Below are 12,384 nucleotides of genomic sequence, written 5' to 3'. Positions count from 1 at the left end.
AAGGGCCGATGCGGTGACCACGACCAAGGGCCCCCGGGACGCACTCGTCACCGGCATGGGCTTCTGTCTGCCGGGGCGTACGGCGCCGACGGCGACACCCGAGCAGTTCTGGACGGCCGTCGCGCACGGCGACTCCTTCCTCGCGCAGGACGACGGCACCTACTTCGGCAGCGTCCCCCTCGACCCGGACTCCGTCGCCGCGCGGCTGCCGGAGATCCCGCCGCGTTTCGTCGAGAAGTACTCCGACATCCATCTGTACGGGCTGCTCGCGCTCCTGGAGGCGTGCGAGGACGCCGCGCTCGACTGGCGGGCGGGCGCGCTGAGCGAGGCCGCCGTGCTCGCGGGCCGCAACGCCACGGCCGACGCCATCGTCGACACGTATCTGCCGGTACTCCTCGCCGACACCCGCAACATCAGCCCGCGCGAGGCCCGTTCCGTACTGTTCCGCAATGTTCTCAACGCCGTGATGTCGGACGTCGAGACCACCCAGGCGGGCCTCGTCGGCGCCACCGGCCCGAGCTACACGCTGTCCTGCGGGTGCGCCTCGTCGTCCGTGCTGCTCGGCAACGCGGCCCGCATGATCGCCGCGGGCGAGACGGAGATCGCGGTGGTCACCGGCGCCGACTACTGGCGCGAGAGCAGGCTGCGGCAGTACGCGGAGCTTGAAGCACGGTCGGTGACCGGGAGCGAACCGCAGACCGCCACCCTCGTCGACGAGCCCATGCGCCCCTACGACCAGCGGGCCGCCGGCCTCAACTACGGCAACGGCGCTGCCACCTTGATCCTGGAGAGCCGCGCGCACGCCCGGCGCAGGGGCGCGCGGACCTACGGACGGCTCCTGGGCCAGACCACCACCCGCAACGCCCAGCCCAACCTCGCCCTCGACACCGAGGGCACGGGGGCCGTGCGCGCCGCGCGCTCCTGCATGGCCGGGATCGCGTCGCCGGACGAGATCGACTACGTCAACGGCGCCGCCACCGGCGACCGGGCGTTCAACCTCATGGAAGGCAACATCATGCCGGCCGTCTTCGGTGAGCGGGCCGCCCGGCTGCCCGTCACCGTCCAGGAGGCCGTCTTCGGCCACAGCGGGGCCCCGCTCGGAGTGATCGGTGTGGCGGCGACACTCCAGATGATGGGCCACGGCCACATCGCCCCGACCGCCAACTGCGAGAAGCCCGCCGACGTGTGCACCTTCGACCCGGTGCCCGGCACCCAGGGGCGGCCCGCCCGCATCGACCTGGCCCTCAGCCTCAACTACACGATCGGCTCCGTGGCCAGCGCCATCCTCCTGGGAGGCACCGATGACTGAGCACACGCCACCCGGCGCCGGACCCCTGCTCGAAACGGACTCGCTGGCGCCCGTCGGCCGCCGCGTCCTGCTGGAGTCCCCGCCCGGCGCCGACCACACGCGGGCGGTCCGGGAACTCTGGGAGCGCCACGGCTTCCACGTCACGGACGGCGAGGGCGCGCACCCACCCCGATCCCCCGACGTGTACTGCGTCGTGGCCATCGGCAACGAAGCACTCGGCGCCCGGCCCTCACCTCCGTTGCGCCGCACCCACGTGACCCGGGTCCTGAAGGCCATGGCCCGGCGGGGCGAGGGCCGCGCCGTCATGGTCACCGACACGGGCCCGCACATCCACGACGACGCGGAGCCGGAGGCCGCCGCACAGCGGGCCGCCGACCACGCGTGGTGGCAGCACCTGGCCAAGCACTGCGCGACCCGGGGTGTGCTCGCCAACACGGTGCGCGTCGGCTACGCCCCGTTCCTCGGGCACGCGCTCACCGACGAGGCGGCGGGTGAGCTGCTGCGCCACCTGGTCACCCGCCGCCCCGTCGCACCGCACGAACTGGCGGCGGCACTGCGTCTGCTGGCCTCGCGCGGGTTCGGCAATGTCGCGGGCGAGACGCTGCCGCTGGACGGCGGACTCGACGCGAGCGTCGTGCCCATGCCCTCGGCACGCCCACCGCGACCGGCCGCGTCCACGGCCGCGGGCGACGGCACCGCGGTGCCCGATCCGTTCCGGCTGGCCGGACGCGTGGTCCTGGTCACCGGCGCCAGCAGTGGCATCGGGGCGAGCATCGCGCGGGAGTGCGCGGCACGCGGCGCCGATGTCGTCCTGGCCGCGCGCCGCCGCCCGGAGCTGGAGAAGCTCGCCGCCGAGGTCCGCGAACTGGGGCGCACGGCCTGGGTGTTGACCGCCGACCTGACCGACCCGGCGCGGGCCGCCGGCCTCGCGCACGAGGCGTGGGAGATCGCCGGAGGCGTCGACGCGCTCGCCTACGGCGCGGGCGCCGTCTCCTTCGACGGCCCCGGTGACAACTCCGCCAACCGCCGCCAGCTGCTCGCCCTCAACTCACTGTCGTACGCGGGTATGTGTGACGCGCTGCTCGAACAGTGGGCGGCGGCCGGCCGGGGCGGAGCCGTGGCCGTCGTCTCCTCGCTCGCCGCGGTGAGCGCGCCGGTGGCGAACCTGGCGAGCTACGGGCTCAGCAAGGCGGCGACGGCGCAGTTCACCACCCACTTCGCCACCTCGGCGGCCCGGCACAAGGTGCGGGCCAACAGCGTGCTTCCTGGCTTCGTCCGCACACCGATGACGGACGTCACCAACCCCGCGTTCCTGGAGGCCACCAACCGGCTCGTGCCGACCGGCCGGATGAGCGAGGCGACAGAGGTCGCGGCACTCGTCTGCTACCTGATCAGCCCCGCCGCGGCCGGGCTGACCGGCACCCAGCTGCGCGTCGACGGCGGCGGTCACTGCCTGGCCGGACTGCCGAATCTTGGCCACCCCCGCACACCCTTCGAGGAAGGAACCCGGCTGTGACGCCCTGCGTACCACGCCCCCGCCCCGCCGTGCCGGAAGGGGACCACAGGTGACCGAGGACAGGCCCCTCAAGGGCAAGGTCGCATTGGTCGCCGGCGCCTCGTCCGGCATCGGGGCGAGCATCGCCCGCGCGCTGGCGGCCGCCGGCGCCTCCGTCGCCCTCGTCGCCCGCCGCAAGGACCAACTGGCCTGCGTCGAGCGTGACGTGGCCGGACACGAGGTGCCCGCCGTCACGCTCATCGCTGACCTGTCGGCCGACGGCGCGCCCAAGGAGACGGTGGCCGCCGCCGAGCGGGCCCTCGGCCCCGTCGACATCCTGGTGAACAACGCCGCCCTGGCCCGCACCGGACCCATTCACGACACCAACCCCCGCCACTGGCGGCAGGCCTTCCACCTCAATCTGGACGTCCCCTTCCTGCTGGCCCGCACCGTGCTCCCCGGGATGCGCGAGCGCGGCCACGGCTGGATCGTCAACATCAGCTCGGAGGGCAGTCTGCTCCAGGCCGACTGGTCGGCCCCGTACTCCATCACCAAACGCGCCCTGAACGCGCTGACCGCGCAAATCGACCTGGAGAACCGGCACTTGGGGGTCCGCGCCATCGCCGTTCTGCCCGGCTGGGTGCGTACGGACCTGGCGCAGGACCCCGAGTCGCTGGGGGTGGGCGTCACGGATCTGCTGGACCCCTCGGACATCGCCGATGTCGTGCTGTGGGCCCTCACCCGCCCGCCCGCCGTCAGCATCGGCCCGCTGATACCGGTACGCCCCGTCAGCAGGAGCGCCCAGACCCTGGTCAACTGGGAGCAGTACCTGCGGACACTGCGCCATTACGACGCCTCCGGCGGTCACATGGTCGACGTGCCCGGGATCCCTGAATGACGGGCCCCACGACGTCACCGGCCCCGGCGGCGCGGGATCTCGACGTGACGCTCGACGAGGCGGCCGACCGCCTCGTCGAGATCCTCCCGCCGGGCGACGCCCGCGTACCGGACGCCGCGCACTGCGTCACGGGCGCGCTGCTCGCCACCCGTGCCAGGGCCCACCCCGACCGCGTGTACGCCGTCTTCGAGGACGGCACCCACTGGACGTACGGGCAGGCCTACGACGACGCGCGCGCCACCGCCGCCGCCCTGTACCGGCTGGGCGTGCGGCAGGGCGACACCGTGCTGTGCTGGTTGCCCAACGGCCTGGACGCGCTGCGCGTCTGGTACGGCGTCAATCTCCTCGGCGCCGTCCACGTTCCCGTCAACACCGCCTACCGGGGCGCGCTCCTGGAGCACGTCCTGGACAACTCGGGGGCCCGGGTCCTCGTGGTGCACGCGCTGCTCGTGGAGCGGCTCCAGCACCTCGGCGACAGCCGCCTCCAGGAGGTCGTCGTCCTCGGCGGCGGCCCGGACGCCCCCTGGCCGGACGCCCTGCCCGGCGCCCCGCGCGTCCACGGCCCCGCGGCGCTGCGGGGCCGGGTGGAGGACTTCGTCCCGCCCGAGCGGCCGGTCGCGCCCTGGGACACCATGGCGGTGATCTACACCTCGGGGACCACCGGCCCGTCCAAGGGCGTACTGGTCTCCTACGTCCACCACTACTCCACGGTGACCGCGCTCCTCGACGACGACATCGGCGAGGACGACCGGTATCTGCTCAACCTGCCGCTGTGCCACGGCGGCGGCACCGAAGTCGCCTACTGCATGCTCCTGTTCGGGGGCTCGATCGTCGTCACCGAGAACTTCCGCACCGGCGAGTTCTGGGACGTGGTGCGCCGCCACGGGGTGACCATGTGCACCCTGCTCGGCGCCATGGTCGACTTCCTGCTCGGTCTGGCGCCCCGGCCGGACGAGGCCGAACACCCGCTGCGGGCCGCGTGCGTGATACCGCTGACGCGCCAGGCCCTGGACTTCGGCCGCCGCTTCGGCGTGGACGTCTACACCGGGTTCAACATGTCCGAGACGTCGGCGCCGCTGGTGTCGCCGCTCAATCCGCGGCGCACGGGCAGCTGCGGGCGACCGCGGCCAGGGGTGCAGTGCCGGGTGGTCGACGCGTACGGCATCGACGTACCGGACGGCACCGTGGGTGAGCTGGTGCTGCGCGCCGACCGGCCGTGGTCGCTGTTCCACGGCTACCACGCCATGCCGGAGGCCACCGCGGCGGCCTGGCGGCACGGCTGGTTCCGCACCGGGGACGCCGTGGTGCGTGAACCCGGCGGCGACTACTTCTTCGTGGACCGCATCAAGGACGCCATCCGGCGCCGGGGCGAGAACGTGTCCTCGATGGAGGTGGAGGCCGAGTTGCTGAGCCACCCCGCCGTGGCGCTCGCCGCCGCCGTGGCGGTGCCCAGCGACTTCGCCGAGGACGAGATACTGGCCGCCCTCGTGCTCCGGCCCGGGGCCCGTTTCGAACCGGAGGAGTTCATCGGGTACCTGCGGCCTCGCATGGCGCACTTCATGGTGCCGCGCTATCTGCGCGTCCTGCCCGAACTCCCCGTGACGGACACCGGCAAGGTCCGCAAGGAGACGCTGCGCGCCCAGGGCGTCACCCCCGACACCTGGGACCGCGTGGCGGCCGGGATCGAGGTCACCCGTGACCGCGTCCGCTGAGCCGGCCGCCCCCGGGCACCGTGTCGTCGACGTCTGCGCGCTGTCCCTGGACCGCGAGTGCTGGCGCACGTACTTCCGCGGGCTCGGCGCGGTGGCCCCGGCGTACCTGCGCGCCTTCGGGCGGCACGCGACCGCGGTCTTCGGTGCCGGTTACCCGCGCTTCCGTGCCCGCCTCGACGCCGGGGACCAGGACGGTGCCGTCGATCTGCTCGTGTCGGGTCAGCCCGAACGCGTCGATGTCGGGGCGCTGTTGAAGACCATGGACGACAACGGCGTCGTCCACCAGATACTGATGAGCTGCGGCGGCGCCACCGCCGACGGCGACGACGTCAACAGCCGCGTCGCCGCCGTCGCCGCCAAGGCACCCGACCGGCTCCAGGCCTGGGCGGGCATCGACCTGACCGACCCCGGCCGTGCCGTCGCCGAGCTGGAACGCTGCCATCTCCTCGGAATGCGCGGCTTCGCGGTGACCCCGTTCTGGCAGGGCGTCGACCCGCGCGATACCGCATACGACCCGGTCTACCGCAGGGCGCGAGAGCTGGGCATGCCGTTGTGGCTGCACACCGGGCACCACTTCTCGCGGCACGCGGCCGAGTTGTGCCATCCGCGCAACGTCGACTGGATCGCCCTGCGCCACCCCGGTCTGCCGATCGTCGCGGGGCACGCCGCCTGGCCCTGGGTCCTCGAACTGATCTCCATCGCCCAGCGGCACCGCCACGTCTACCTCGACCTCTCCTCCCACCGACCGCAGTGGATGGCCCGCCCCGGATCGGGCTGGGAATCCCTGCTCCTGTACGGCACCACGGTGCTGCGCGACCGGGTCCTGTTCGGCTCGGCGACATGGGTCAACGCCGATCCGGTCGCCGCGCTCGCCCGGCAGGTCGCCGCCCTGGATCTCGGCGACGAGATCACGGACCGCTGGCTGTACGGCAACGCGGCCCGACTGCTCGGGCTCGGTCCTGGCTGACGCCGGTGCGCGTACCCCGGCACAGAACCAGCACGTATCCAGCAGAGAAAGGGACCCATCGTGATTGACCCCGCCGACTACGCCCTGTGGAACAGCGGCGTGCCACGCCCGTACCTCAAGGCGCTGTCCCGCGACGACCTGCTCACCGAGGGCGACGGCGTGCGCGTCCGTGACTCCGGTGGACGCTGGTACCTGGACGGCCGCTCCGGGCTGTGGAACGTGACGCTCGGCTACGGCAACACCCGCGTCAAGGAGGCCATCAAGCAGCAGGTGGACCGGCTTCCGTTCGCCAACAGCTACGGCTACGGGCGCCCCGCGCAGGTCACCGTGGACTGCGCCGAGGCCCTCGTCGGTCATCTGCCCGAGGGCATCAACCACGTCCGGTTCGCCAGCAACGGCGCCCAGGCGGTGGAGATGGCCCTCCAGCTCTCGCGCTTCCTGCGGCTGCGGGCCGGACAGCCCGAGCGCATGGCCGTGTTCGCCATGTGGGACGGCTTCCACGGGCAGGGTCCGGGCGCCGGCATGGTGACCGGTGTCCCCTACCTGCACCACCAGACCGGCCCGATGCTCCCCGAGGTGCACCACGCTCCCGGCCCGTTCTCGGCGGGCGCGACGCAGGGCGTCAGCGACATGGAACGGCTGATCACCGAGTTCGGTCCCGAGCGGGTGACCGCGGTGATCGTGGAGCCGGTCGTCGGCGAGGGCGGGCACATCCTGTCCCCGGAGTACCTGGGCTCCCTGGGCCGGTTCTGCCGCCGGCACGACATCCATCTGATCTTCGACGAGGTCGTCACCGGCATGGGCCGGGTCGGCGACTTCACCCGCGCCGGGCAACTGCCCGATGTCACCCCCGACATCATCACCCTGGGCAAGGGCATCACATCGGGGTACGTGCCGATGTCGGCCGTCGCCATCCACGACCGCCTCTACGAGCAGCTGCACGAGCGCACCACGGGCGACACCGCGCTCAGCGTCGGCTCGACCAACGACGGCCACGCGGTGGCCGCGGCGGCGGCGCTCGCGGTGATCGGGGCGCTCACCGAGGACGGCGTGCTTGAGAACGTACGCCGCCGTGAGGCCGATCTCCTCTCCGCCCTGGGCAAGCTCCAGGCACAGCACCCCGAGCTGAGGGCCTTCCGCGCCCTGGGCCTGTTCTGCGGCCTGGAGCTCGGCGAGCCCGGCGGTCCGTCGTGGTCCCCGGGCAAGGTGAACCAGCTGCGCATGACCCTGGAGAGCCGAGGCGTGCTCAGCTCCAGCCTGCGCGTCGTACCGAATCTGATGCTCATGCCGCCGCTCGTCATCACCGAGGACGACGTGGCGGAGATTGCCGAGGCGCTCGACGGCGCGCTCACCGATGTGAAGTCGGGCCGGCTGCCCGAGTCCGGATTCGCCAAGGCCATGGGATGAGCCCTCGGGGCCACGGGACGGCAACGCGTTTTCTCCACGTGACGGAAGGTGAGTGACGACATGTCCAATGCGCACACCGATCGCAAGACCAGCAAGCAGTGGCAGGAAGAGGCCGCGGAGGAGTGGGACCGGTACGCCGACATCTGGGACAGCTGGACCCCCGATGACAGCCGGGACGACGCCGAGGAGGCCGCGGACTTCCTCGCGGGCCTCGCCAAGGGCGGCACCGCTCTGGAGCTGGGGATCGGGACGGGCCGCGTTGCCCTGCCGCTCGCGCAGCGCGGCGTGCGGGTGGCCGGTATCGACGCCTCACCCAAGATGCTGCTGAAGCTCAAGGAGAAGCCGGGCGGTGACCGGATCGAGGTCTTCGAGGGCAACTTCGCCGATGTCGACGTCAAGGAGGACTACGACGTCATCTTCATCGCCCTCGCCACGCTGTTCGTCCTGCCCGACCAGGACGAACAGGCCCGCTGCCTGGCCAACAGCGCCAAGCGGCTCAAGCCCGGCGGGCGGCTCGTGGTGCAGAACATCGTGCCGGACATGACGTACTACCAGCGCGGGCGGCAGAACGACTACGGGATGACCGAGCCGTTCCGTATCTCCGGCCGGCTGGCCGGGCACCCGCGGCTCGCCTGGTTCGAGATGAACCACGTCGACCCGACGACGCAGATGGTCAAGCGCACGGACGTCATCATGAGCGAGAAGGGCAACCGCATCATCGCGGCGACCATGCGGTTCGTGTGGCCCTCGGAGCAGGACCTGATGGCCCGGCTGGGCGGCCTGACGCTGGAGGACCGCTGGGGAGGCTGGCGCAAGGAGCCCTTCCACTACGACAGCAGGGACGCGGTCTCCGTCTACCGCAAGCAGTGACCGTCCGACGCCGGAGGTGACCGAGGCCGGGAGCGGCGACCAGCCGCTCCCGGCCTCGGGCGCAGCGAGCGTGCCCGAACCTGCCCGTACAGGCATTGGGGGTACTCAAACGGGCCGCAGGACGAGTACTTCCAGGGCGTAGGTAGCCGGTCGAACCGTCACTACGCTGATGGCTCCGACCCCCGTAGAGTGCACCGATTCAGGGTGGGCAGAAGCGATGACCGAAGAGTTCGGGCAGGATCGTGCGGCCGAAGCGGGCAGCGGGAGCGGCACGGACGTGCTCGTCGAACGCCGCGGCCCCGTGCTCGTGATCCAGCTGAACCGGCCGCGCGTACGCAACGCGCTGACCCGCGCCATGGCCGAACGGCTCGCCGCCGCCTTCGCGGAGCTGGACGCCCGGGCGGAGCTGCGGCTCGGCGTCCTCACCGGCACCCCGCCGGCGTTCTGCTCCGGCATGGACCTCGGGGCCTTCGCCCGCGGGGAGCGCGCCTCCCTGCCGGGGCGCGGCTTCGGTGGTCTGACGGAGCGGCCGCCGAGCAAGCCGCTGATCGCCGCCGTGGAGGGTGCGGCGGTCGGCGGTGGTTTCGAGATGGTGCTCGCCTGCGACATGGTGGTGGCGGCGGACGACGCGGTGTTCGGGCTGCCCGAGCTGCGCCGGGGCCTTGTGGCCGCGGCCGGCGGACTGCTGCGGCTGCCGCGCGCGATCGCGCCGGCCGTGGCGATGGAGATGGCGCTGACCGGCGAACCGATCGACGCCCAGCGGGCCTTCGCGCTGGGTCTGGTCAACCGTGTCGTGGCCCCGGGGACGGCGCTGACGGCCGCCTGCGAGCTGGCGGAGAAGATCGCCGCGCATGCGGACCACGCCGTCCTCGCGAGCAAGGGGGTCCTCGCTCGGGTGCGCGACGGGGAGTTGGCGGACGAGTACCGGTCGCATCGCGAGCTGCTGGCCGGGATCCTCGACTCCCCCGGCGCGCGGGCAGGTGCGCGTGAGTTCGTCCGGGAACGTCCGGGCGGGCCGCGATGACGTGCACGGGCGGGGGCCGGCTGGTCAACCCCGGGCGCCGGTGGTCACCCCGGTCGGAGAGGAGTACTTACGGAACAGTTCACGTCGGCCGCTGACGCCCAGTTTCCGCAGGGCGCTGCTGACTTGATTCTTTATGGTCTGCGAGGCAAGGGAGAGTTCGCTGGCGATTTCCTCGTTGGTGTAGCGGCGCAGTACGAGGCTGAGGACCTGCTCTTCGCGGCGGGTGATGGCGGGCAGCCCATCGGGCATGACGCTGCGCACGTCCACGTGTTCGCGTTCGTTCTTGCCGAGTATCCACATGCGTTGGCCGTTGTACGTGCGCACCACCGCGTCCACCAGTTCCGAGCTGCCCACGCTCTTGTGCAGGAAGCTGTCGGCCCCCGCCGATATGGCGGATACGACGGCCCCGGGCGAGGTGTCCCCGGTGAAGACGACGACGCGGGGCGCGTCCTCCATCGCCTTCACCCGTTGGCACAGATCGGCGCCGCTGGTCGCGCCGTCCAGTTCCAGTTCGAGTACGACGACACCTGGGCGAGAGGTTTTCACGGCGTTCCACGCCTCGTCGCTCGTGGCGGCCTCCGCTGTCCACGCCACTCTCGTGTCGAGCAGTGACGACAGCGCGTACCTGACCACGGGGTGGCGATCGACGACGAGTACACCTAACGCTTGCATGGGGACTCCTCACACAGTGAGTGCAGCGGACGGTAGTCAGGTCTGCGGCGCTCCGAGGCGTGCCCGCGCCACGCTCCGCAGGCCGCCCCGAGGGCGGCGCGTCAAGACGAGCGGGTCAGACGGGCGGGCCGGACGAGCGGGATCAGTCGCTGCGCGGGGCCCGATGGCCTCCCGCACGGCTGACTCCCGTGAGCGGGCTGGTCGGGCCAGCGCTCGGAGTCATTCAATGTCACGTAATCAATCGTGAGACAACACCCCGTTGGACATTCCGAAGACGGAATCAGTCGCTCCTAGACACCCCGTTGGACATTCCGCGGTCGGATTCGGTCGTTCCTCCTTGCCCCGCCCGCGCATGGCAGACGACTGACTAGAGACTGCCACGGACACACACTTTTCCGGCAGCCTCCAGCCGTACCATGTACGAGAAATCGTACGGTACTCCGGTACCGACGATACTCCCGGTACTCGCGGTACCAGAGGTAACCCAGAGCGGGAAGCGCCGGGGATGCGGCACCGTCCACATACCGGTCACCACGCCGTCCGCCGCTGTTCATGAGCCGCCGGGCAACTGCCTTCTTGGGCCTGCTGTCTAACCGGGTGACCAGAAACCCCACCGCACACACACAGCCTGAAAGGCCACTTCCGCATGCGCATTCACCGCACCATCGCGGCCACCGCCACCCTCGCCCTCGCTCTCGGCACGGCCGGGTTAATGGCGTCGACCGTCCAGGCCGCCCCCTCCGCCCCCTCCGCCGCCCAGGCCACGGCCTCCGTCGTCGTCGCGGACGGCGAGCTCTGGTACAAGGCGGCGCCCGGCCAGCAGAACAAGGTGACGGTCGACGAGGAGATCGACCACCGCGGCAAGCACGACTCCTACTACGTCCTCACCTTCCACGACCGGTACGCCATCGACATCTCCGCCGACGCGGCGGAGGACGACGGGTGCGCGTACCCCGAGGAGGGCGACCGCACCGCCGTGCGGTGCGCGGTCAAGATCCCGGAGAACTCGGACGACTCCGACAGCTACGACATCGACCTCGGCGACAAGAACGACACCGCGACCCTCGCGCCGGACAGCCAGGCCTGGGCCGGGATCTACGGCGGCAAGGGCGACGACGTCATCAAGGCATCGGAGTCCGCGCTCCTGCACGGTGGCGAGGGTGACGACCAACTCGACGGCGGCGGCGGCCCGTTCGGGTTCGGCCCGTGGGGCGACGCCGGGAACGACACCCTCACCCACTGCAGCCAGGACTGCTTCGGCGGGCCCGGCAACGACTCTCTGACCGGCACCGGCGAGGCGAACTCCCTGCACGGCGAGGACGGCAACGACGTCCTGCGCGGCAAGGGCGGCGCCGACGTCCTGTTCGGCGGCAAGGGCAACGACACCCTGTACGGCGAGGCGGGCGACGACGCGCTCTGGGGCAACAGCGGTGACGACGTGCTGTGGGGCGGCACAGGCACCGACAAGCTCTCCGGCGGCCCGGGCCGCAACGAACTGCACCAGGACCGAGCATTCGATGTCTGATTGCCGCCAGCGAGGTCCCGCTGTGGTGCCCATGCTGGCGGCATGACGATCTCATCCACCACGGAATCAGCGACAGTTCTCACCGGCATGTACGCGGCTGAGGCGGAGTACCTGGCAGCGGGCGGCCCTGGCGAGGCTTCGTTCGACCTGCTCGCCCCCTTCTTCGCACCGGACGTCGAGCTGCATCAGGCAGCTGCTCTGCCCTATGGAGGCACTTGGCGTGGGCACGAGGGCATGACGCAGTTCTTCCTCATGATGGGAGAGGTGTGGGAGTCGTTCGACATGGTGGAGCAGGAGTTCCTCGCCACTGGTGAGACCGCGGTCGTGCTCACCCAGGTCCGGGCTCGCGCTCGCGCGACCGGCCGTGAAATCAGCTTCCCGATTCTGCAGGCGATCACGGTCAAGGACGGGCGGATCACCGAAGTCCGCCCGTTCTACTGGGACACGCGGGCCATCGCCGACGCCTGCGCCGTGCCGACACCGACGGCCTGACGTCGGGCTCCGC

At 71.5% G+C, this 12,384-nt stretch carries 11 protein-coding genes; 10 read left to right on the top strand and 1 reads right to left on the bottom strand.

Annotated features, from left to right (window positions below):
• Positions 1-13: 13 nt before the first annotated feature.
• The 8 genes from DMA15_RS35815 (at position 14) to DMA15_RS35780 (ending at position 9,682) form a co-directional block, all read left to right on the top strand.
• Complete coding sequence (locus DMA15_RS35815; protein ID WP_125516933.1) at positions 14-1,309, top strand: beta-ketoacyl synthase N-terminal-like domain-containing protein; 1,296 nt, start codon at positions 14-16, stop codon at positions 1,307-1,309.
• The gene (locus tag DMA15_RS35810; protein WP_125516932.1) at positions 1,302-2,825 is read left to right on the top strand and encodes an SDR family oxidoreductase; all 1,524 of its coding nucleotides are present in this window, start codon (positions 1,302-1,304) and stop codon (positions 2,823-2,825) included. The genes DMA15_RS35815 and DMA15_RS35810 overlap by 8 nt, the downstream gene beginning before the upstream one ends.
• 49 nt (positions 2,826-2,874) lie before the next feature.
• Positions 2,875-3,702 (top strand): SDR family oxidoreductase, encoded by an 828-nt coding sequence (locus tag DMA15_RS35805; RefSeq protein ID WP_164551903.1) that lies wholly within the window; start codon positions 2,875-2,877, stop codon positions 3,700-3,702.
• A complete protein-coding gene (locus DMA15_RS35800) occupies positions 3,699-5,414 on the top strand; it encodes an AMP-binding protein (protein ID WP_240660119.1) in 1,716 nt (571 codons plus the stop codon). Before DMA15_RS35805 ends, DMA15_RS35800 begins: the two co-directional genes overlap by 4 nt.
• Positions 5,398-6,381 carry an amidohydrolase family protein gene (locus DMA15_RS35795; protein WP_125516928.1) on the top strand — a complete coding sequence of 328 codons (984 nt, stop codon included), beginning with the start codon at positions 5,398-5,400 and terminating at the stop codon, positions 6,379-6,381. The genes DMA15_RS35800 and DMA15_RS35795 overlap by 17 nt, the downstream gene beginning before the upstream one ends.
• A gap of 60 nt (positions 6,382-6,441) precedes the next feature.
• On the top strand, positions 6,442-7,788 hold the full coding sequence (locus tag DMA15_RS35790; protein ID WP_164551902.1) for an aminotransferase class III-fold pyridoxal phosphate-dependent enzyme: 1,347 nt from the start codon (positions 6,442-6,444) through the stop codon (positions 7,786-7,788).
• Positions 7,789-7,848: 60 nt separating this feature from the next.
• Positions 7,849-8,658, top strand: coding sequence for a class I SAM-dependent methyltransferase (locus DMA15_RS35785; protein WP_070321249.1), 810 nt, complete (start codon positions 7,849-7,851; stop codon positions 8,656-8,658).
• Positions 8,659-8,875: 217 nt separating this feature from the next.
• Complete coding sequence (locus tag DMA15_RS35780) at positions 8,876-9,682, top strand: crotonase/enoyl-CoA hydratase family protein (RefSeq protein ID WP_125516924.1); 807 nt, start codon at positions 8,876-8,878, stop codon at positions 9,680-9,682.
• Between the two features lie 24 nt (positions 9,683-9,706).
• On the opposite strand, the gene DMA15_RS35775 is transcribed toward DMA15_RS35780, so the two are convergent.
• On the bottom strand, positions 9,707-10,354 hold the full coding sequence (locus DMA15_RS35775; protein WP_125516922.1) for a response regulator transcription factor: 648 nt from the start codon (positions 10,352-10,354) through the stop codon (positions 9,707-9,709).
• A gap of 646 nt (positions 10,355-11,000) precedes the next feature.
• Here DMA15_RS35775 and DMA15_RS35770 point away from each other — a divergent pair.
• Both DMA15_RS35770 and DMA15_RS35765 read left to right on the top strand, forming a co-directional pair.
• On the top strand, positions 11,001-11,879 hold the full coding sequence (locus DMA15_RS35770) for a calcium-binding protein (RefSeq protein ID WP_125516920.1): 879 nt from the start codon (positions 11,001-11,003) through the stop codon (positions 11,877-11,879).
• Between the two features lie 42 nt (positions 11,880-11,921).
• Positions 11,922-12,371 carry a nuclear transport factor 2 family protein gene (locus DMA15_RS35765; protein ID WP_164551901.1) on the top strand — a complete coding sequence of 150 codons (450 nt, stop codon included), beginning with the start codon at positions 11,922-11,924 and terminating at the stop codon, positions 12,369-12,371.
• The last annotated feature ends 13 nt before the right edge of the window (positions 12,372-12,384 follow it).

The sequence above is a fragment of the Streptomyces sp. WAC 01529 genome (genome assembly GCF_003945545.1).
Taxonomy (GTDB): Bacteria; Actinomycetota; Actinomycetes; order Streptomycetales; family Streptomycetaceae; genus Streptomyces; species Streptomyces anatolicus.
Note: the sequence above shows the minus strand (reverse complement) of the source record. Positions and strands in the feature narration are given on the sequence as shown.